Below are 20,895 nucleotides of genomic sequence, written 5' to 3' on the forward strand. Positions count from 1 at the left end.
CTCTCGAATCCGGGAGACGTGGCTCCGGGCGCTGACCGCCTGGCAACTAGGAGGACGCGCCGGGCCTCAGGAAGGGCAGTACATGGGCGACGTAGTCGGCCTTGCCCAGCTCGACGCCCTGAGCGCGGAGGATGGCGTAGGCGGTCATCACGTGAAAGTAGAACTGCGGCAGCGCCCAGTCGCGGACGTACTGTTCGGCGGTGAAGTCGAACACCAGTCCTTGGGGTAGTTCGTGAGCGACCGGCGCGCCCTCCTTGATGGGCGACCCTTCGCCGGCGATGGCCTGTACCCGGTCCAGGGTTTCGCGGATGCGGGCCTGCGCCTGGGCGAGGGTGCCCGGTTGTTCGGCGGCGTTGCGGCCTTCGTTGAGCAGGTCCGTCAGTTCGGGCGGAAAGGCCTGGTCGTGCAGTCGCAACATCCCTTCCTGGGCCTGGACGCAGGCGAAGCGGATCTGGGTGGCGAGCGGGAACATGTCGGGCGCCAGGCGCGCGACCAGCAAGGCCTCGGCGGCACCGTCCGGCCGTTGGGTCTCGGCCTTGCCGAGCCAGGCCGACAGGGCGCCGAGCAGATTCGTATAGGTGGGAACGAGGATATCGGTGAAGGTCATGGCGAGTCCTTTATGGGGGCTGGAGGCAGGGCCGGGCAGCCCTAGTAGAGCGTGCTGGCGATACGCTGCGGCAAGGCCTGGTCGTAGGCGTCGCCGTCCACCTGCGTCGGGCAGAGCTGCTTGAGGATGGTGCCGGGAGAGGGCAGCGCGCTGCGCGCCAGGTGCCTGGAGGGATCCCACAGGCCGGCCCGGATCACCGCGCGGCTGCACTGAAAGTAGACGCTGGTGACCGTGACTTCCAGTACGGTCCGCGGGCGCTGACCCTTGACCTCGAAGCGGGCCAGCAAGGCCGGATCGACCGCTATCCGGGCGGTGCCGTTGATGCGCAGGGTTTCGCCGATACCGGGGATCAGGAACAGCAGCGCCACCCGGGGATCCTGGAGGACATTGCGCAGCGTATCCAGGCGATTGTTGCCCCGGCGATCCGGCAGGTAGAGCGTCCTGGCATCCTCGACATGCACGAAGCCCGGCGCATCGCCGCGCGGCGAGGCATCCAGTCCCTGAGGCCCCGAGGAGGCCAGGACCACGAAGGACGCGGCTTCGATGAAGGGCTGGTAAACCGGGTGGATGTGATCGATCTCCTTGAGGATCGAGGGTGCCGCGACCTCGCCGTAGAGGCTTTCCAGCGCCTCCAGCGAGCTGAGGTAGTCCTGCGCGGGGTTGTCCTGCTCCATGTGCGACTCCTGGTTCGAGGTGCTTTTCGCGCCTTCTCGCGCGCGGGTTTTCCGGCGCCTGGCGTTCGCGGCAGCCGAAGGGTTGGCTGAACTGTAGCCGATAGGCGGGATGGGGGCTCGGTCTGTGAGCAGGTTCCCGCAAGCGTCGCCTGGCTAGCGACCTTCGCCATGGCGGACCAAAGAAAGCGCAAGCGGTCGGGTGCTTATAGCCGTTTGCCGCGGTCCCAGAAGACCTGATCGGTGGCTGTGCGCGACCCGACCGTCACCCGTGAATCCCCATTGGTTAACCAAGAGAAGACATCCTGATGAGCCTTCCGCTACGCCTGTACGAATTGACCGGTGCCGACGACAGCTGCCGCTTCAGCCCCTATTGCTGGCGCATACGGCTGGCGCTGGCGCACAAGGGGCTGCCGGTCGAGACCATTGCCTGGCGCTTTCACGAGAAGGAGGCCATCGCCGCTTCGGGGCAGGGCAAGGTACCGGTGCTGGTGGATGGCGAGCAGTGGGTGAGCGACAGCTGGGCCATCGCCGAGTACCTGGATCGCCAATACCCCGAGCGGCCCTCGCTGCTGGGCGATGCTTCGCTCAAGGCTACGACGCGCTTCATCAACCAATGGGTCGCGGACAGTGTCCATCCGGCGCTGGCGCGGGTGATCCTGCCCGACGTCCATGCGGTGCTGGATGAAGCCGATAAGGACTATTTCAAGCGGACCCGCGAAGCGGCGTTTGGCGTGTCCCTGGAGGCCCTGGCTGGGCAGCGCGAGACTTCGTTGCAGGCCTTCCGCGAAGTCCTGAAGCCCCTGCGCAGCACCCTGGCCCTGCAGGATTACCTGGCGGGTGAAGCCCCGGCCTATGCCGATCACATCGTCTTCGGCGCCTTTCAGTGGGCGCGAATCGTCAGCGCCCAACCCCTGCTGGCCCAGGACGACCCCATCACCGCCTGGTGTGGGCGGATGCTCGACGCCTACAACGGACTGGCGCGGCAGACACCCGCGCCAGCCGAGCGCTAGCGAATCGAGCCGGCGGATCGCTGCTGGCTAGCCAGCAGCGACGTCAGCCCCTCAGGGCTCAGTGACTGTACCCAGTCGGCTTGTTGCGGATGGTCTTGAGCAGGTCTTCCGGGCTGATGCTGGCGAGCGCCTTGGCCGCGGCCTGGCTGCCGGGCAGCGGCAGGTCGAGGATGTGGCCCTTCATCTTGCCCACCACATGCATCTCGCAGGGCTTGCAGTCGAATTTCAGGGTCAGCACCTCGTCGCCGTGGACCAGTTGCATCGGCGCGACCTTGGTGCGCACGCCGGTGACGCCCTTGGCCTGCTTGGGGCAGAGGTTGAAGGAGAAGCGCAGGCAGTGCTTGGTGATCATCACCGGCACCTCGCCAGGCTCTTCATGGGCCTCGTAGGCCGCGTCGATCAGTTGTACGCCATGGCGATGATAGAAGTCGCGGGCCTTCTGGTTGTAGACGTTGTAGAGAAACGACAGGTGCGACTCGGGGTACACCGGCGGGGGACAGCTCTCGGCCTTGCGGCTGCCGCGCGGGTGGGCGGCGACGCGGGCAGCGGTCAGCTGCTCGATGGCCTCGCGGCGCAGCGCCTTGAGTTGCGAATTGGGCACGAAGAAGGCCTGGGGTGCATCCAGGCTCACGTCCAGGGCGTGGTATTCGGTGGTGCCCAACTGGGTCAGCAGATCGCGCAGGCCATCCAGCGCCTGCTCCGGCTTGTTGGCCACACCGAAGGGACCGTCTAGGGCAACCGAGACACTGACGCCTTCTTCGCTGGTGACGGTCAGCTCTAGCCGCTGCTCGCGCAGCTCGGCCTGCCAGCGCACGCCGATGCGGCGCTCGGCGCTGGTCTTGAGCAGGGCCTGCTGCCAGTTGTGGTCCAGGTTGCGCGACAGCGGATGATTCGGGCGCAGACGGAACAGCCCCTCGGGCATCTCGTTGGGTTCGACGCGATAGCGATAGCGCTTCGCGCCGTCCTCCTCGAATTCGCCCTTGAGCTCGGCGATATTGGCGCGAAAGCCCACCACCTCGCGCTTGACCAGCACGTTGAGGCCGTCGCCGTTGGACAGCGGCTCCTCGGTCACGGCGATGAAGTCGCGCTTGCCGACCTTTTCCACCCGACCCACTGGCAGACCGGTAAAGGTCGGCGAGTCGAAGGCGCCGATGTCCATCTTGCGGTCGGTGACGAAATAGTCGGTGCTGCCGCGGTGGAAGGTCTTGTCCGGATCGGGCACGAAGAAGTGCGCCGTGCGACCGCTGGAGGCGCGCGCCAGGTCGGTGCGGTCTTCGAGGATCTCGTCGAGCAGCTGGCGGTAGTAGGCGGTGATGTTCTTCACATAGCCCATGTCCTTGTAGCGCCCCTCGATCTTGAAGGAGCGCACGCCGGCCTCGACCAGGGCGCGCAGGTTGGCGCTCTGGTTGTTGTCCTTCATCGACAGCAGGTGCTTCTCGAAGGCCACTACCCGACCCTGGTCATCCTTCAGGGTGTAGGGCAAGCGGCAGGCCTGGGAGCAGTCGCCGCGGTTGGCGCTGCGACCGGTCTGGGCGTGGGAGATGTTGCACTGGCCGGAGAAGGCCACGCACAGGGCGCCATGGATGAAGAATTCGATGGCCGCGTCGGTCTCGGCGGCGATGGCCGAGATCTCCTGCAGATTCAGCTCGCGCGCCAGCACCAGCTGGGAGAAGCCGGCCTGGTCGAGAAACTTGGCCCGCGCCAGGGTGCGGATGTCGGTCTGGGTGCTGGCATGCAACTCGATCGGCGGGATGTCCAGTTCCAGCACGCCCAGGTCCTGCACGATCAGCGCATCCACGCCGGCGTCGTACAGCTGGTGGATCAGCTTACGCGCCGGCTCCAGCTCGTCGTCATGCAGGATGGTGTTGATCGTGGTGAACACCCGCGCATGGTAGCGGCGGGCGAATTTCACCAGCTCGGCGATCTCGCTGACCTCGTTGCAGGCATTGTGCCGCGCACCAAAGCTCGGCCCGCCGATGTAGATGGCATCGGCCCCATGCAGGATGGCCTCCCGGGCGATACCGACATCGCGGGCAGGGCTGAGCAATTCCAGATGGTGCTTGGGCAGGGACATGGCGTTTCTTCTCGATCAGGCGTGGAACGGCAAGGCGCGCATTGTAGCGGGCGAGGGGGAGGAGGGCACGCCTGGGGTGCTGGGTGGTTGGGCCAGTCCATCAACCGGGGGGAGGATTCACAGACCCGCCGGCTGACCGACAGTCATCCGTGTTTCCGACCCTTATTCCTGCCCGGGGAGTGCAGTGATCGCGACCCGCAAGCCGGCTGCCAAGGGCTCAAGCATCGCTATCCCGCCGACTGGGGGCGCTGCTCATTCCTAAGAGGAATGAATGCCTGTGCCTCTTTATCGCTTTTTTCCATTAATGGGCCGTCGTAAAACCTCCGTCACCTTTAATAAACATAAAAATCGGAGGACTCATGACCGAATCCCTGGCTTCAAAGCCGGCACCGGCAGTGGCGGAACGGGCAGCGCTACAGACGCGGTCCAGGACCCGCTATCGCTGGGTGGTACTGGCGGTCATCGTGGTCGTGTACATGCTCGCTGCAGCCGATCGGGCCAATATCGGGATCGCCTTGCCCTATATCCAGAAGGAGTTCGGCGCAACCAATGCCGAGGTGGGTCTGCTGGTCAGTGCCTTCTTCCTGTTCTACTCGCTCGGTCAGATACCGGCGGGCTTTCTGCTGAGTAAGGTCAGCGTGCGCGTGGTCGCCCCCGCGGCGATTGGCCTGACATCGCTCGTGACGCTGCTGATCGGCACCTCCCACAGCATCGGTATGCTCAAGATCTATCGCTCGGCGCTGGGCGTCGCAGAAGCCGCCTTGCCCCTGTCGATGTTGAGCACCATCAACCGCTGGTTTCCGCCGCGGGAAAAGGGCACGGCTACCGGCGCCTTCCTGTCCGCCGCCAAGATGGGCGCGGTGATAGCACCGCCATTGGGGGCAGCGCTGATTCTGCTCGATGGCTGGCGCACCATGTTCATCGCCTTCGCCCTGCCAGGTGTGCTGCTCGCCTTGCTGTGGTGGTGGCTCGTCCCCAATGATCCGAGAGCCTGCAAGCAGGTCAGTGACGCCGAAGCCGAACACATCGAAGACCAGACGACCGCGCACAGCGAGTCGGTCCGTAAGCACCGGGATTTCGGCAGGCTCGACCGCGCGCTGCGCTATGAGGGCACCCCCCTCCTGGATACGTCCCGCTCCGTGTTCAGGTCTTGGAACATCTGGGGCTGTGGGCTGGGCTACCTGCTGATGACCGGAGTGGTGAACGTGCTCCTGGCCTGGCTTCCCAAGTACCTGGGCGAGGTAAAGCACTTCGAACTGATGCAGGTCGGCTTCGTGGCGTCCTTGCCCTTTGTTGGCGGGGTGCTCGGCAATATCGTCGGCGGCTGGCTGTCGGATCGAATCCTGGACCGCCGTCGCAAACCGACCATGATGATCAGCGCGGTAGCGACCTGCGTGATGATGGTCGCTCTGGTTTACGCACCCAATGGGCTGCTCGCGGTCAGTCTGTTGCTGTTCGGTACCGGCTTTCTGCTCAACATCGGCTACTCGTCGTTCTCGGTCTATTCGATGGGACTGACCACCAGAACGACCTATCCGGTGGCTGCATCCGTGGTCAACAGCGCGGGCCAGGCGGGGGGCGCCATGGCGCCGCTGATCACCGGCTTCCTGCTGGATAGCTACAGCTGGACGGCGGTGTTCATCTTCCTCGGCGTCTGCTCCTTGGCTGCGCTGGCCTTCGTGCTGACCATTTCCGAACCGGCTACCGCGCCGGTCGAGGCCTCTGCTGACTAGGGGGCGGAACCTTGGTTCACGATCACGGCCGTCTGCTGCGCTGTCGCTCTGGTAGCCGCAGGACGGTCTGGCGATAGCGGGCTAACGCTGCAACTGTTTCGTGAAGTCGCAGAGTTGCGTCGCCAGCGTGGCGATCTCGGCGACGAAGGTCGAGGGCCGATCATTGCGGTACATCGCCATGTAGGGAACCGGTGGCAGCTCGGGATCGGTCTCGACGATGACGAGTTTGCCTTCGTCCACCAGCGGGCGGAAACATTCGCGTGGCAGGTAGGTGACGCCCAGGCCCGCCGAGGCCAGACCGAGCATGGCGGTGAGGCTGTCGGAGGAGAGGATCCTGGGCAGCTCTATTCCGCGGGCATGCAGCCAGCGATTTACGAACAGGCCCGATCCTGACTTCTTGCCCTGCATCAGCATGGGATACTTGGCCAGCTCGGCCAGGCCCACCACGCCTGAACTCCGGACCAGTCCCGGCGCGGCCATCCAGGCATTCTCCACGGTCGCGAGGGGTACGCTGGTGACCTCGGGCGCCGTGAAGGTGTCCGGTATCACGATGAGGTCGACCAGATCGTCCATCAGCCGCTCGTGCAGATTGCGACTCATGTCGACTTCCGGCTCCACGGTAAGCCCGGGGAAGTCGGCAACCAGGCGCGTGACCAGGCGCGGTAGCCAGGTCCAGGCGGTAAGTTCGGTAACGCCCAGTCGCAGACGGCGGGTGGTGACGTGCTTGCCGTCCTTGAGCGAGGTGATGCGCTCGTTCAGATCGAGCATCTCGCGCGCGATGACCAGCAGTTCCTCGCCCTCGGCGGTGAAGCGGGCACCCCGCTGCGAGCGATCGAACAACTGCAGGCCGGTGGAGGACTCCAGCTCCTGTACCCGTTTCGAGATGGCTGACTGGGTGGTGTTGAGATGCTCTGCGGCCCTTTCGAAGGTACCCAGACGTTCGATCCAGTGCAGCGCCAGCAACTGGCGTAGCGTGACCATTGGCATTCCTCCAGGGCATGAATGGCCATACCTTAATATCGCTTTTTCTATTTGGCCACGGGCCTATCCTCGACGTTATCCAACAAGAGGAGCCCTTATGAACGTCAACGCTTCCAGTCCGACCTCGCTGGTCGAAGCCTTTGCCCGCACCTCCACCTCGATCATCAGCGACTGTCTCGACCGGCTTCCAGGCGCTCCGCTGCGGCCCTTCCACCGGATCGAAGGCACCATGGCCGGCCTTGCGCTCACCGTCAAAGTACCCGCCGGCGACAACCGGGCGATCCACCAGGCGCTGGAGCTTCTCGTCCCTGGCCAGGTGCTGGTGGTCGATGGCGGTGGCGACCTGAGTCGCGCCCTGATGGGCGACATCATGGCGGCTATCGCGGAAAAACGCGGTGCCGCGGGCGTCGTTGTCGATGGGGCGATTCGCGACCTGGCGACGATCAGCAAGGGCAGCTTCCCCATCTTCGCTCGCGGGGGCTATCACCGTGGCCCCTACAAGAACGGCCCGGGGGAGATCAACGTGCCGGTGAGCATTGGCGACATGATCGTTTCACCAGGAGACCTCGTCGTGGGTGACCATGACGGCATCGTCGCCTTTCCCCTGGCCCAGGCGGCGGGGCTGCTCGACCGTTGCCTGGCGACCGAGCGCAAGGAAGCGGAAATGCTCGCGCAGATTGCCGCGGGAACCTACCGGGGCGCCTACGCGGCCCACTGATTACGGAACAAGCAAATGAAACTAGCGATTATCGGCGCAGGCGAAGTGGGCCTTACCTACGCGCACCCCTGGGCGGCAGCAGGCCACGAGATCCTCTTGTGTGACCTCAAGCCTTCACCCAGGGCCCAGGCCTTCGCGAAAGAGCATGACGTGGCTCTCGTCTCCTCGATGGAGGATGGGGTAGCCGATTGCGATGTCGTCGTCTCCTGCGTATTCGGCACTGTCTCGCTGCCAGTCGCCGAGCAGGCGCTCGCCCTTATGCGGACGGGTGCGCTGTTCATCGACATGACCACCGCGGATCCGGAGCAGATCAGACGAGCCGCGGCCATTGCGGCCGAGCGCTCCATTCCCTATGTGGACGTGGCCATCCTGGGGGCCATCGCCTTGACGCACGCGAAAACCAATCTGCTGGCCGCCGGTATCGGCCTGGAGCGCGCGGTCGTCCTCTTTGCCGAAGCCGGCGCACCGCTCAAGCCCGTCGAGGGCGGCGCCGCGGGCGATGCAGCCGCCCTGAAGATCCTGCGCAGCGTGTTCACCAAGGGACTGGAAGCCTTGACCATCGAGTGCTTCATGGCGGCCGAGAAGCAGGGTGTCACGGAAAAGCTTCATGACGCCCTGAGCGATATCGACCAGGCCTCATTAAGAGACTTTCTCGGCGCCCTCATCAGGACGCATGTCGTGCATGCCCCGCGCCGTCTCAAGGAAGTGGAAGAGGCCGAACGCCAACTGCGGGCCGCCGAGCTACCGGTGGCGGTGCTGCCTGGGGTGAGGGAGGTATTCGCTCGGACATCCGCGCAGCTGGCACACGCGCCTATCGACACGGCATCGCCGAGTCTTGGCCAGGCCTTCGATTGGCTGTTCAAGGCCAATGGCGTGGTGAGGTAGCGGGGCACTCCATGTGACGCCGAGCGAATGTCACCGCTCGGCGATCTCGTTAACCGGGATCAAAATGCCTATGGCGCTAAGGCGGTATCCGGCACCGCTGGCTGCCCCAGCAACTCCTCCAGAATGCTCAGCCTGAACTGCCGCTGCAGGGTCACCGCATAGAAGCGCTCGGCGATCTCTGGGACTTCGGCGTAGAGCTGCAGGGCGCCGCTGCGCAGTTCGTCCTGGACCACCACGGCGGGCAGCAGGGCCATGTCGCCGGAGTCGCGGGCGAGCAGGCGCAGCAAGGCCATGTCGTCGACCTCGGCGCAGATGCGGGGCGTCAGCCCCTGGCCGCTGCAATAGACGTCGAACTGGCTGCGCACGTCGCTGCTGCGCCCCGGCACGATCAGGCGGGCCTGTTGCAGGTCGCGGTGGAGATCGAAGGGGCGACTGTCCTGGCGCGGTGGGCCGATCAGGCACACCGGCTGGCGATGCAGCAGGCGGCATTGCCAGGTGCGCTGGCTGTCGGCGCTCACCGCCTGGTTGGTCAGCACCACGTCCAGCTTGTGCAGCGCCAGGCGCTCCAGCAGTTCGTCCACGCTGCCGGATTCGAGGGTCAGCACCAGGTCTTCACGACCGAGGAAGGGGCGCAGCAGGTTTTCCTGGAAGTTGCGCGAGAGGGTCGCCACGGAGCCGATGCGCAGCGTCTGGTTGGCTTCCTGGGTGTTCTGCAGGGTGTCCTGCAACTCGCTGCCCAGGGCGAAGATGGTCTCGGCGTAGTCCAGCACCAGCTGCCCGGCTTCGGTCAGCCGCAGGCTGCGTCCGGAGCGGATGAACAGGGGGTGGCCGAGCTGATCCTCCAGGACGCGGATCTGGGTGGAGAGGGCGGACTGGGAGACATGCAGCGCCTCGGCGGCGCGGGTGAGATTGCCTTCCTTGGCCACGGCCCAGAAGTAGTGCAGGTGGTGAAAATTGAGGCGGCGCATGATTCGTTCTTCAAAAGTGAACGTTAGGTTCTGATCAATCTATTTTAAATAATTCGTACACATCCTGAAACTATCGGTATCTGGTGTTCATGGAGTGTGCACGATGTCTAGCCTGCTGTTTTCCTTGGCTCCCCTGTTGCCCTGGGTCTATGCCCTGGCGCTGTTGCCCGCAGCCGTCCTCGCTTCACCCAGCCGACTCTGGCTACCCGCACGGGTCGCGGGTTATCTGGGCGTCTTCCTGGTGCTGGCGGCCTGGCTGCAGGCGCTCCACGACACCCGGCACCCCGACCGCCTGGGTCTGGCGATGGCCGGACTGGTTAGCCTGCTGGCGCTGGTGATCATCGAGTATTCCCGACGCTATCTGGAGGGGGAGGCCGGGCAGCGGCGCTATGTGCTCGCGCTGCTGGGCACCCTGGCGGCGGTGGCCACGGTGGTCACCAGCGGTAGCCTCGTGCTGGTGGCAGGTGCCTGGATCCTGTCCAGTCTGTACCTGCATCTATTGCTGACCTTCTACCGCGAACGCCCCCAGGCGGTCGTCGCAGCCCACAAGAAATTCCTCGCCAGCCGCCTGGCCGATGTCAGTCTGCTGCTGGCGACCCTGCTGCTGGTGCAGGCCGGCGGGAGCAGCCAGATTTCGCTGATCCTCACCGCCGTGACCGCCCAGGTGCAGGCGGGGGGACCGCTCGGCTGGGAATGGCAGGGCGCGGCGCTGCTGCTGGCGCTGACGGTGATCCTCAAGTCGGCGCAGTTGCCGGTGCATGGCTGGCTGATCCAGGTGATGGAGGCGCCCACGCCGGTCTCGGCCCTGCTGCATGCCGGGGTGGTCAACCTGGGCGGCTTCGTGCTGCTGCGCTTCGCCCCGCTGTTTTCCGCCGCAGTGCCGGCGCAGAGCCTGCTGGTGCTGATTGGCGGCCTGACCGCGGTCCTGGCCGCGCTGGTGATGATGACCCGGATCAGCATCAAGGTCCGCCTGGCCTGGTCGACCTGCGCGCAGATGGGCCTGATGCTGCTGGAATGCGGGCTAGGACTGTACGAACTGGCGCTGGTGCACCTGCTGGCCCACTCGCTCTACAAGGCCCATGCCTTCCTCGCCGCCGGCGAGACGGTGGCCCACGCCCGCCAGCATGCCCTGCAGCCGCCGGCACCCACGCTCGAACTGGGCGGCCTGCTGCGGGCGCTACTCACGGCCGCGCTGGCGCTGCTCCTGTTGCAAGGACTCTGGCGCTGGCTGCTGCCCAGCCATGAGCTGCCCCTGGTGGCTCTGACGCTATTGGCAATCGGCCTGGCGCCCTGGTGCCTGCGCCGCGACCAGCCCGCCCATGGCCTGCTCATGTTCGGCCTGCTGCTCGGCGCTTACCTGCTGTGGCACCAGGCAGCCGGCTGGCTGCTCGACCAGCACCTCGCCACGGCGCCGCTGCCGCTGACCGTGGTGGCGATGGTCATGCTGGTCGGACTTTACCTGGTGCAGGGCCTGCTGCTGGCCCGGCCGCACGGCGCCCTGGCGCAACGGCTCTATCCCCTAGCTTTTGCCGGTTTCTACCTGGACGAGCACTTCACCCGCCTGACCTTTCGCCTTTGGCCGGCGCGTGCGCCTCAGCCCCTGAACGCAACCCTTGGAGACCGCGCATGACCGTCCTCGAAACACTTCCCAGCCTTGAGCAGCAGGCCCTGCACGAGGCCGCCCGCCAGGCCTGTGCGCGCATCGCACCGACCTGGCCGCTGGATCGCATGATCGCTGTGAACCCGCTGTGGGAGCGGCGCGACCAGGCCTGGCAGGCCGTGGCCGCGCAACTCTGGCAACGGGCCGGCAGCCGCCTGACCCTGAAAGCGGCCGACTATTGCCAGGCCTGGCGGGAGGGGCGTATCGCCGAACGTCATCTACAGCAGGCGCTGGCCGAGCAGGGGTCGTCCTGCAAGCCGACCTGGCTGCTGGAGGCGCTGGACGCTCCCGCCGAGGTCGGGCAAGGGCTGCCGCTGCTGGAAGATCTGGCCGAGCCAGGGATCCCGCTCCCGGGCTGGCCGGCGCTGATCACCCACCAGATCGGCCAGAGTTGCGCAGCCTGGTTCGATCGTGAACAGGCGGATTGGCGTCCGTCAGACGGTGGCGGGCTCTATCAGACCTGGCGCGCCAGCCTGCTGGTTGACCGGGGCTTGAGCGTACTCAGCGGTTGTCGCGAGCTGCACCAGCGGATCGCCGAATTGCCGGCACTACCCGAGGCGGCCCTGGAGGCGGCGGTCGACCGCCTGGGGCTGCCGGCATCAGACTGGGCCGCCTGGTTCGACTGCCTGCTGCTGCGCAACTTGGGCTGGGCCTCCTGGTGCGCCTATCGGCGCTGGGAGGCCCGGCTACAGGGAGAGGACGACCGCACGCTGCTGGAGTTGCTGGCCATTCGAGCGGCCTGGGAGTGGCTGGTGGATGATCGGCGGCGCGATGCCGACAGTCGTTGGCAGTGCTGGCGGGCGGCTTGGGAGGAGGGCTTGCAGCGGATGCCTTCGGCCAATTGGCAGGCCCTGCAGCTGTGGCAGCGCGCCGACGAGCTGGCCTGGCAGGAGCACCTGCAGCAGGCGCTGTGCCACAGCGTACCGGCGGCCTTGCCCCCGGTGCCACTGGCCAAGCTGTTCTTCTGTATCGACGTCCGCTCCGAGCTCCTCAGGCGCGCCCTGGAGCAGACTTGCCCGGCCCTGGAAACCGGCGGTTTCGCCGGCTTCTTCGGGCTGCCCATCGCCTTTACCCCGCTGGGTACCGGTGCCACGCGCCCGCAATTGCCGGGCCTGCTCGCGCCGCAACTGCAGGTCAGCGAGGGCAGTGGCGATGCCATACGGGATCGGCAATTGGCACAGGTGCGTCAAGGTCGTCTGGCGCGGCTGGGTCGCTGGCGGCTGTTCGAGCGGCTGCCGGCCTCGACCTTCACCCTGGTGGAAAGCGTCGGGCTGGGCTATGCCGGCGCGCTGTTGGGACGGACATATGGCCTGGCCAGTGGCGCGCCTTCGCCCGAACTCAGCGCCTGGCGCCGCCATGAGCGGCAACAGCTGCAACCACAGCTACCGGAGATGTCACAGCTGCAGCGGGTCGACTTGGCCGAGCGTATCCTCAAGGCCATGGGCCTGAACGGACCGGTGCCGCCCCTGCTGGTGCTGCTCGGCCATGGCAGCCAGAGCGCCAACAACCCTCAGGCGGCGGGTCTGGATTGCGGCGCCTGCTGTGGTCAGAGCGGCGAGATCAATGCGCGGCTGCTGGCCGGCCTGCTCAACGATGCCCAGGTGCGCGCCGGGCTGCGGGTGCGCGGACTCGACCTGCCGCCGCACTGCCAGGTACTGGCCGGGCTGCACAACACCACGACGGATGAGGTGCAGGTCTTCGGGTGTGAGTCGCTTCCGGCAGAGCTCCAGCCCAGCTGGCAGCGCCTGCGGCTGGCACTGGACAGCGCCAGCGCCGAGGTGCGGCGGCAGCGGGCGGGCAAACTGGGCCTGGCGCCGCTGCCGGCGCAGCCGGAAAGATTGCTCGGCCAGCTGCGCCGGCGGGCCCGTGACTGGGCGCAGACCCGGCCGGAATGGGGCCTCGCCGGCAATGCCGCCTTCATCGCCGCACCGCGGGCGCGCACCCGCGCGGTTGACCTGGAGGGCCGCGCCTTCCTGCACGACTACGACTGGCGGCAGGACCAGGAGGGCAAGGTGCTGGAGCTGATCATGACGGCGCCCATGGTGGTGGCGCACTGGATCAACCTGCAGTACTTCACCTCGACCACCGACAACCTGCGCTTCGGCAGCGGCAACAAGTTGCTGCACAACGTGGTGGGCGGCCATATCGGCGTGTTCGAAGGCAACGGCGGCGACCTGCGCACCGGTCTGGCGCGCCAGTCGCTGCACGACGGCCAGCAATGGATGCACCGGCCGCTACGCCTGCACGTGGTGATCGAGGCACCGCGCGCGATGATCGACCAGGTGATCGCCAACCACGCCGTCGTGCGCGATCTGGTGCGCAACGGCTGGCTGCACCTGCTGCGTCTGTATGGCCTGCCGGCCTGCCTCGAGCTGCGCACGGCCGGGGGGTGGCAGCCGTTGCCCAGAGTCTGACGCTTGCCGGCGCCGGCCGCCTGCTGCTACAGACGGCCTGGTATGGCACGGCTGGCATCCTTGACCTGGAGATCGAGACCGGGTGCTAAGGGGTCAGCAGTTGCTGCCTCAGCAGTGGAAGGATCACGTCGCGGGTCAGGGGCGCCAGCGGCAGATCGCCGGGCTCGTCCACTGCGACCCATACCGCCTCTTCGATCTCGGCGGCAGGCACCGCCTGGTCCCCCGCGCGCAGGGCGACCTGATACAGCGCGCAATCGACCCTGAACCCGGGTTCGTTGGCGGCGGGCGCCTGGTGATTGCCGAGAAAGGTCGCAGCCTCCGCGGTGATGACCAGGCCGAGTTCTTCCCGCAGTTCGCGGATTAGGGCTTCCAAGGGTTGCTCCCCCGGATCCACCTTGCCGCCCGGTTGCATGAAGGCGGTGGTACCGCCCTTGCGTACCAGCAGCACCTGCTGACGTTCGTTCAGGAGGATGGCAGCGGCGATGTGGAGGGTAGGGGTCAAGGCATACGTCCCGGTAAGCGTGGGCGGATCACCCTGCAGTGAACCGATCGAAAAGGCAATCGTCGGCGCTCCTGGCTACGCCTGGTCATGAGGGCGCGTGACGGCCGTCGAAGATCTATTTCAGCGATCGCTGTGTAGCGCATAGCCATTGAACCCTGCCGCGAACAGCAGGGCGCCCCAGAGGAAGAGGTCCGTCTGCAGGAATTCGCGCCTTATCGAAGCGAACCTGATGCCACGTTGCAGTGAAAGGGAGGGATCGATCAGCCACCCCAGAAGGACGATAGCCAGGCCCAATATCATGGCGATCGCGCCGATGCTCTTCAGGACGTGCCTCACCTCGGTAACCCTCTGCGCGAAAACGGCATTCAGCGAATCATCGCCGGGGGTCAAGGGTATCGATCGATAAAGGGCCGCGTGTAAAACTTCCTGAACGCTTGTAAACAAGTGTTAAAGCGCGACCTCAGGCACCAGGGCAGAGTCACCTGGCAGCGACCGGCGTCACCCGAGGTGACACCGGCGCATCTGGCGGCTCAGCCCGATCGTGCTGCCAGATGCGCAGGTACCCAGGGACCGCGGAGCGGGATGTGTGGATAGGCGTCGTCGAGGATGCGCAGCTCGGCGTCCTTGGGCGTGTTGTCGCCTTCCCCCTGAATGCTGACGATATCCTGGGGACAGGACGAGAAGGCGACGAAGCAATCCATTTCCGCGCGAAGGGTGATGAAGTCGCCTGGGCGGGTCACTGTGGGCAGGGTGGCCAGGTGGATGTTGTCCGGCTGTACCCGGATGTTCATGAAGATATTGAAGGAAGCGAGGCTGCGCCGGGGCGGCGTGACGCCCAGTTCCAGCATGCCCTCGACCAGGTTGTCGGTGCAGTTCCTGTGGTAGTGGGTGCAACCGAGCAACTCGTAGCGCCGGCGGTCGCAGGCCGCCATGAAGGTATCGTGGACCCCCGGGGAGGTGTCTTCGACCACGGTCAGGATCGGGTGGCGCTCGCTGGTGACGAAGCTGTCGCCGACCACGGGATTGAGGTGCTGGGTATAGACCCGAGTGGCCTCCATGCACATGTATTCGTTAAGGTCATAGGCGTTCCAGGCCCAGCAGTCGACGACCTGGGTACCGTGGGTATTGATGACCTGCACGCTTTGGCCGGTGCGTAGCCGGATGGCCTTACCGTGACCGGCGGGTATGACGATGGAAGCGGCGGGAGAGGGCATGGATGAACCTCGTGGATGACTAGGGGATACGATGGCGGGCAAGGCGGCGCTCCCAGGCGCCGGCGGCCGCGTCGATGGCGAGCGTGACCAGCCAGTAGCTCAAGGCGACCGCCAGATAGATTTCCAGGGGGGCGTAGCTTTCCGAAATGGCCTGCTTGGCCGCGTACATGAATTCCTCGACCGATACCACCGACAGCAATGCCGAATCCTTCAGCAGGCCGATGAACAGACCCGTCGCCGGTGGCAGGGCCACGGGTAGCGCCTGGGCCAGGGCGACATGGCGAAAGCTCTGCCAGCGCGACATGCCCAGGGCGCTGCAGGCCTCGAATTGCCCGGGAGGAATGGCCGCGAAGGCGGCGCGCAGAACCTGGGCCAGATAGGGACCATAGTACAGGGTCAGGGCCGTCACCCCCACGAGGGGCGAGGACAGGGTGAGGCCGTATTCCGGCAGGATGAAGAAGAGGACATAGATCAGCACCAGCAGCGGCAGGCCCAGGATGAGGTCGGTGTAGCCGCGCGCCAGCGTCTGCAGCAGTGGATTGCGGCTGCGCAGCCGGATCCAGGCTAGCAGGGCGGCCAGGAGCAGGGCGGGCAGCGCCGTGACCAGGGAGAGCTGCAGCGTGTAGATCAGTCCGGCGAGCAACGATGGGGCGTAGGTCAGGATGATGCCCAAATCCATCAGGGGTTCCTCGCGGTGGCGAAACGCCCTTCCAGGCGCCGCGCGAGCAGCAGGATCGGCCAGCACACCAGCAGGTAGCCGGCGACGACCGGTAGCATCACCGGTCCGGCCTCGTAGGTGCGGGCGATGATCAACTGTCCGGCATAGGTCAGCTCGGTCACAGCGATCACGGACGCCAGGGGCGTGGTCTTGACGATCAGCGTGAATTCATTGACCAGCGCTGGCAGGCTGCTCCGCAGCGCCTGGGGTGCCAGGACGTGGCGCCAGCACTGCAGGCGGGAGAGTCCCAAAGCGAGGGACGCCTCGGTCTGGCCGCTGGCCAGGTTGCGATAGCTTCCCCGCAGGATTTCCGCGGTATAGGCGGCGCTGTTCAGGCCGAGCGCGAGCACCGCGGCCAGCAGCGGCTTGCCGCCCAGGCCGAGCAGCGGCAGCGAAAAGAACACCAGGAACAGCTGAACGATGGAGGGCGTTCCGCGCATCAAACTGATGTACAGGCGTCCCAGTCGGCTGGGCAGCCATGCCTGGCGCTGGCGCAGCCACCAGACGATGTGGCCGACGCTGAAGCTGAGCAGCGCTGCGGCCAGCGTCAGCTCCAGCGTGACCAGCAATCCGGGACCCAGCTCCGGCAGGATCTTGAGCATCTGTTCCAGCACGGGTTACTCCGGGAAGTCGCTCAGGCTTTCCGCGACCGAAAGTGCCACGGCGCCGACCTGATCGTTGCCGGGAATGCCGGTGCAGCAGGTTGAGACGACGAAGAGCATGTCCTGCACCACGCGACAGGTGATCCGGTCGCCCGCTTTCGTCCGGTTCGGCTGGGGATGCAGGCTGCCATCGCGTTCCAGCACGACATGCATGAACAGGTTGATGGGATCCGGAAGCTTGGGCGGTTGTCGACCCAGGCGTGCGAGTTCGGCCTGTACCGCCTCGACGCAGCCGGGTTGCGTATAGCCTCGGCTGCGTAGGAAGGCGCTGGTGGAGGCGGGCAGCAGCAGGTCGTGGGTGCCCAGGCTGTCCTTGCCCAGGACCATCACCGGGCGCCGCCGGTTGTTCACCAGCCGCATGCCCGAGCTTAGAACATAGGAGTTACTGAATACCCGGGTGTGGTGGACCGAGAGATGCACCATGGGATCCTCCTCGCTGAAGCCGAACAGGCTGGCCACCGTGCCGGCGTCAAGGGCTTCGATCCGCAGCAACTGACCTCGCTTCACAGCGATCGAACCGGCACTTCCGGCAGGGACGTCGACCCGCTGCAAGGGCAGCGGCGCGCGCTCGGCGAGGTGTTCTTTCATCAACAGCATGGGGCGGTCCTCAGGCGGGGGTGGGAGCGGTGTCGGCAATGCGGATATCAATGGGCGTCACGTGCAGGCCATTGCCCGGAATGATGTCCTGCGGACAGGAGGACACGGCGCAGACCAGGTCCTTGAGCGCCCGGAACACCACGTGATCGCCCGCCCTGCTCCTGGGGTCGGTGACCTGCATGCGGCCGTCCGCGGTCACCGGTCCGTTCTGGAACAGGTTGAAGGGCTCCGGCACGTTTACCGCCAGCAGGCCGTAGCCGGCCAGACCTTCGTGCAGGTTGTCCAGGCAGTTGCGGTGGCCGTCCACGCCGAAATCCACGCTGAAGCGGGTCGGATCGCAAGCTGGCACGTTGGCATCGTGGACGCCGATGGTGTCGGCGATCACCTCCAGCAGCGGCTCGTCGGCCGTAGAGTAGAGGCAGTCGCCGACCGTGAAGAACAGCGAGTTGAGGCGACGGCGAGTGTGTACCGGGGACAGTTGTTCCTCGAGCTGGCCCAGCACGACGGCGACGAAGTCCGCCGCCTGCTGCCCGTCAATGTCGATGATGGTGAGGTACTGGCCGGCACGAACCTCGAAAGTCCGGCCGTGCCCGGCCGGGACGTGCACCTGATGGGTTGGGCAAGGCATGGGAAGACTCACTGGCGGGGGATGAAGTCGGTGGTGGGCAGGTCGAAGCTGACCCCGAGGTGGCGCTGTTGCAGCGTTTTCAGTTCGCCGGATTGCTCGAGGGCGATGATTTCATCGCTGATCACCTTGTTCAGGCGCTCGTCGTCCTTGCGGGTGGCCCAGCTGATCCATTGGCTGTCGCCCAGTTCGCCGACCTGCTTGACCTTGCCGGGCAGTTGCTTGGTCAGACCGCCCAGCACGGTGAGATCGTCGAAGACGAAATCGGCACGGCGGGTCATGAGCGCGGCCAGGGTCTGGTCGACGCTGTCGACACTGATGATCTTGATCGGCGGGCGCTGCTGAGCCTTCAGCTGGACGTTGAACTGCTTGAGCAACTGCTCGGGCGCAGTGGTGGCCTTGACCGCAGCGGTCAGGCCGGAGAGGGCTTCGACGGTGAGCGGGGAGGCCGTCACCCGGGTCTCGTCGGCACGCACCAGGACCGCGTTGACGCTCTTGCCGAAGGGCACGGTGAAGAGCACCTTGGCGGCGCGCTCGGCGGTGACGTTGAGCGAGGAGCCTTCGGCGTCGACGGAGCCGGCGATCAGTGCCGGAATGATCCCGCTGAAGGCCATCTTCTGGTACTCGAGTGCGACGCCCAGTCGGGCGGCCACCCGCTGCATGATTTCCGGTGTGTAGCCGACGATGGTGCCGCTGGCGTCGGTGTACTCGTAGGGCGCGAAGGTGGGATCTATGGCCACGACCAGCTTGCCCCTGGCTTTCACGTCATCGAGGGTATCGGCGCTGGCGGCGCCCAGAAGGCCGAGCCCGAGGGCCAGGGCGGAAAGCGTCAGCGCACAGCGGTAAGGGAGAGAAGTCATGGGAGCGCCTTGGTCGGGTGGGGTGACCCAAGCGTCATCGCAGAAAGCATGCCACGTCAGCCGAGCGGCGGAGCGACTGCCGCAACCTGTTGAAGAAACTAATGTTTCTTATAATTTATATTTGAAATTTATGTTTCTGATGCCTGGGCGCACGTCTGATCCGCTGCCTTGATCCGGTGCATGACGAATTGAAATGGTGCGTCAGCGTGAGTTATCCAGCTCTTCCAGCTGCTGGTGCAGACGCTCGGCAGTTTCCAGGTGGGAGGTCTTGCGGGCCGTCAGTTCCTTGCCGACCAGGGAGCAGAGCAGATTGGTCATGGCCGAGACGCTGCTGTTGCTGTCGAACATCAGGGTGCTTTCGGTGTGGCAGCGGATCACCCAGGTCGCCAGTTGTGCGGGGCTGCCGGCCAGGACATCGGCCAGGTAGAGCATGCGGACCCCCAGCTGGCCCATCACGACCATGGTCTTCTCGAGTTGCGGCATCCGTCGCCGCAGCCCGATGCAGATGGCCACATCGTCTGGCCCCAGGCCTGCGAGATATTCGGCCAGGCTATCGCCGGGCGAGGGCAGCAGCAGGATGTCGTCGCGAACCTGGATCAGGTGGCTGCGGACCATGTGGGCGATGGTCTGGCTATGCCGAAAGCCGATGATGACCACCCGCCGGGCACCCACGATGGCGTGCACGGCAGCAAAGAGTTCGTCCCTGTTCAGCGACTGGTAGGTCTGCCGGACGTTGGCCAGTTCCTGCTCCAGATGATGCTGCAGGAGGTCATCCACCGTGCGTTCGGTGGCGCCGCGATCCTGCAGATAGAGCGGTGAGCCCTCTCCACGCAGCACTCGGGCCTGGCGCCTGGCTTCGTCGTAGGAGGCATAGCCCAGCGTCCGGAAGAAGCGAGTGGCGGTGGCCTTGGAGACGCCGGCACGGGTAGCCAGCTCCGTCGCCGTTTGCATGGCGAGCTGGCCAGGGGCGGCCAGGATCACGTCGGATAGCTTCTGCTCCACGACCGACATCTGTTCGTAGCGTGCCTTGATCCGACTCTCCAGGGAGGTGGGTGTCGGTAGCCGAGTCTTGTCGGATGGCAGCATCGAGCGGCTCTGATCTGCGAGGGGAGGCTGCAGTCTAGCGGCAAAGGCGTTGCCGAGCGTAGTGCTCCGCCCGGGCATTCGGCGAGGCCATGAGACGAAGCGCCCTAGGGTGGATGCCAATGGCCGCGGCGGATGTCCTGGCTGTCCTGCTTCTTCCTCACTCCTCGCTGGACGCGAACCCCTCCAGCCAGCGCGCTTCCGAGCAGAGCAGGTGGTGGCGCATGGCGGTCTGGGCGCCGATCAGGTCGCGGGCTTCCACGGCGCGCAGGATGGCCTCGTGCTCGGCCACGGCGACGCCCCAGGTCTTCTGGCTTTCGGTCTGCTCGGCGACATGGGTGGAGATGGGGCTGTGGCGCTCGTCGAACAGCGAGGTGATGATGCGCACCAGCGTGGAGTTGCCGCTCATCCGGGCCAGGCGGCAGTGGAACTTGCGATCGTCCTCCATGGGCGACAGCCCCTGGGCGATCTTGTCGCTCATGTTCTGGATGCACTTCGCCAGGTAGCGGTAGTCGGCCTTGCCGCCCAGGGAGCAGGCCAGCACGATGGCCGCGCCTTCGATGATCGCCCGGGCGTGCATCAGCTCCGAAGGACTCTCGCCGAGGGTGGAGGTCCGCGCGCCGTTGTTGAGCAGGGCGGCGTTCACATAGATGCCGGAACCCTGGCGGACCTCGATGCTGCCTTCGATCTCCAGGGCGATCAGGGCTTCGCGCAGCGACGGCCGGGAGACGCCCAGCAACTGCGCCAGGTCGCGCTCCGGCGGTAGGCGGGTGCCGGCTTCGATGGCGCCCTCGCGGATATGCTGGCGCAGGCGATCCGCGATCTTCTGGTAGAGCTTTCTTTCGGTGGTGGCAGTGGGCAGCGTCATCGATGAAACCTGCATCTTCAAGGGCTTCAGTATCTCACGGGC

At 65.8% G+C, this 20,895-nt stretch carries 21 protein-coding genes; 6 read left to right on the forward strand and 15 right to left on the reverse strand.

Going from position 1 to position 20,895, the window contains the following annotated elements:
- Window positions 1–46: 46 nt before the first annotated feature.
- Together OXS31_RS06235 and OXS31_RS06240 are read right to left on the reverse strand one after the other, a co-directional pair.
- Entirely contained in the window at window positions 47–607 is a 561-nt protein-coding gene (locus tag OXS31_RS06235) for a DUF1993 domain-containing protein (RefSeq protein WP_007158734.1), read from the reverse strand.
- Window positions 608–648: 41 nt separating this feature from the next.
- A complete protein-coding gene (locus tag OXS31_RS06240; RefSeq protein ID WP_027602000.1) occupies window positions 649–1,281 on the reverse strand; it encodes a pyridoxamine 5'-phosphate oxidase family protein in 633 nt (210 codons plus the stop codon).
- A 305-nt stretch (window positions 1,282–1,586) separates the two neighbouring features.
- Between OXS31_RS06240 and OXS31_RS06245 the strand changes: the two genes are divergently transcribed.
- Window positions 1,587–2,291: a glutathione S-transferase family protein gene (locus tag OXS31_RS06245; protein ID WP_267398350.1), complete on the forward strand. Its 705-nt coding sequence runs from the start codon at window positions 1,587–1,589 to the stop codon at window positions 2,289–2,291.
- Window positions 2,292–2,349: 58 nt separating this feature from the next.
- Here OXS31_RS06245 and OXS31_RS06250 read toward each other — a convergent pair whose 3' ends face one another.
- The gene (locus tag OXS31_RS06250) at window positions 2,350–4,365 is read right to left on the reverse strand and encodes a U32 family peptidase (RefSeq protein ID WP_267398351.1); all 2,016 of its coding nucleotides are present in this window, start codon (window positions 4,363–4,365) and stop codon (window positions 2,350–2,352) included.
- A gap of 359 nt (window positions 4,366–4,724) precedes the next feature.
- On the opposite strand from OXS31_RS06250, the gene OXS31_RS06255 reads away from it, so the two are divergent.
- Entirely contained in the window at window positions 4,725–6,098 is a 1,374-nt protein-coding gene (locus tag OXS31_RS06255) for an MFS transporter (protein WP_267398352.1), read from the forward strand.
- Window positions 6,099–6,179: 81 nt separating this feature from the next.
- Here the strand turns inward: OXS31_RS06255 and OXS31_RS06260 are convergent, their stop codons facing one another.
- A complete protein-coding gene (locus OXS31_RS06260) occupies window positions 6,180–7,079 on the reverse strand; it encodes a LysR family transcriptional regulator (protein ID WP_027602003.1) in 900 nt (299 codons plus the stop codon).
- A gap of 97 nt (window positions 7,080–7,176) precedes the next feature.
- On the opposite strand from OXS31_RS06260, the gene OXS31_RS06265 reads away from it, so the two are divergent.
- Both OXS31_RS06265 and OXS31_RS06270 read left to right on the forward strand, forming a co-directional pair.
- Window positions 7,177–7,797 carry an RraA family protein gene (locus OXS31_RS06265; protein ID WP_144944660.1) on the forward strand — a complete coding sequence of 207 codons (621 nt, stop codon included), beginning with the start codon at window positions 7,177–7,179 and terminating at the stop codon, window positions 7,795–7,797.
- A 15-nt stretch (window positions 7,798–7,812) separates the two neighbouring features.
- The gene (locus OXS31_RS06270; RefSeq protein WP_267398353.1) at window positions 7,813–8,682 is read left to right on the forward strand and encodes an NAD(P)-binding domain-containing protein; all 870 of its coding nucleotides are present in this window, start codon (window positions 7,813–7,815) and stop codon (window positions 8,680–8,682) included.
- A 68-nt stretch (window positions 8,683–8,750) separates the two neighbouring features.
- On the opposite strand, the gene OXS31_RS06275 is transcribed toward OXS31_RS06270, so the two are convergent.
- Entirely contained in the window at window positions 8,751–9,650 is a 900-nt protein-coding gene (locus OXS31_RS06275) for a LysR family transcriptional regulator (RefSeq protein WP_027602005.1), read from the reverse strand.
- 103 nt (window positions 9,651–9,753) lie between these two features.
- Between OXS31_RS06275 and OXS31_RS06280 the strand changes: the two genes are divergently transcribed.
- Entirely contained in the window at window positions 9,754–11,280 is a 1,527-nt protein-coding gene (locus OXS31_RS06280; protein WP_267398355.1) for an NADH-quinone oxidoreductase subunit L, read from the forward strand.
- Window positions 11,277–13,724, forward strand: coding sequence for a DUF2309 domain-containing protein (locus tag OXS31_RS06285; protein ID WP_267398356.1), 2,448 nt, complete (start codon window positions 11,277–11,279; stop codon window positions 13,722–13,724). The genes OXS31_RS06280 and OXS31_RS06285 overlap by 4 nt, the downstream gene beginning before the upstream one ends.
- An 85-nt stretch (window positions 13,725–13,809) precedes the next feature.
- Here OXS31_RS06285 and OXS31_RS06290 read toward each other — a convergent pair whose 3' ends face one another.
- The 10 genes from OXS31_RS06290 to OXS31_RS06335 form a co-directional block, all read right to left on the reverse strand.
- Entirely contained in the window at window positions 13,810–14,226 is a 417-nt protein-coding gene (locus tag OXS31_RS06290; RefSeq protein ID WP_108580998.1) for an NUDIX domain-containing protein, read from the reverse strand.
- A 120-nt stretch (window positions 14,227–14,346) separates the two neighbouring features.
- The gene (locus tag OXS31_RS06295) at window positions 14,347–14,616 is read right to left on the reverse strand and encodes a hypothetical protein (protein WP_223855445.1); all 270 of its coding nucleotides are present in this window, start codon (window positions 14,614–14,616) and stop codon (window positions 14,347–14,349) included.
- A 140-nt stretch (window positions 14,617–14,756) separates the two neighbouring features.
- Entirely contained in the window at window positions 14,757–15,440 is a 684-nt protein-coding gene (locus OXS31_RS06300) for an urea carboxylase-associated family protein (protein ID WP_108580997.1), read from the reverse strand.
- A gap of 19 nt (window positions 15,441–15,459) precedes the next feature.
- Window positions 15,460–16,119: an amino acid ABC transporter permease gene (locus tag OXS31_RS06305; protein WP_267398359.1), complete on the reverse strand. Its 660-nt coding sequence runs from the start codon at window positions 16,117–16,119 to the stop codon at window positions 15,460–15,462.
- Entirely contained in the window at window positions 16,119–16,772 is a 654-nt protein-coding gene (locus tag OXS31_RS06310; protein ID WP_218125371.1) for an amino acid ABC transporter permease, read from the reverse strand. The genes OXS31_RS06305 and OXS31_RS06310 overlap by 1 nt, the downstream gene beginning before the upstream one ends.
- 3 nt (window positions 16,773–16,775) lie before the next feature.
- On the reverse strand, window positions 16,776–17,417 hold the full coding sequence (locus OXS31_RS06315) for an urea carboxylase-associated family protein (RefSeq protein ID WP_150338821.1): 642 nt from the start codon (window positions 17,415–17,417) through the stop codon (window positions 16,776–16,778).
- Between the two features lie 10 nt (window positions 17,418–17,427).
- Entirely contained in the window at window positions 17,428–18,045 is a 618-nt protein-coding gene (locus OXS31_RS06320; RefSeq protein ID WP_074582917.1) for an urea carboxylase-associated family protein, read from the reverse strand.
- Window positions 18,046–18,053: 8 nt separating this feature from the next.
- Entirely contained in the window at window positions 18,054–18,902 is an 849-nt protein-coding gene (locus tag OXS31_RS06325) for a transporter substrate-binding domain-containing protein (RefSeq protein WP_027602015.1), read from the reverse strand.
- Window positions 18,903–19,103: 201 nt separating this feature from the next.
- A complete protein-coding gene (locus OXS31_RS06330) occupies window positions 19,104–19,988 on the reverse strand; it encodes a MurR/RpiR family transcriptional regulator (RefSeq protein WP_074582913.1) in 885 nt (294 codons plus the stop codon).
- A gap of 157 nt (window positions 19,989–20,145) precedes the next feature.
- Window positions 20,146–20,853, reverse strand: coding sequence for a FadR/GntR family transcriptional regulator (locus tag OXS31_RS06335; protein WP_027599703.1), 708 nt, complete (start codon window positions 20,851–20,853; stop codon window positions 20,146–20,148).
- Window positions 20,854–20,895 lie beyond the last annotated feature (42 nt).

It is taken from the genome of Pseudomonas sp. GM_Psu_1 (assembly GCF_026544185.1).
Classification (GTDB): Bacteria; Pseudomonadota; Gammaproteobacteria; order Pseudomonadales; family Pseudomonadaceae; genus Chryseomonas; species Chryseomonas oryzihabitans.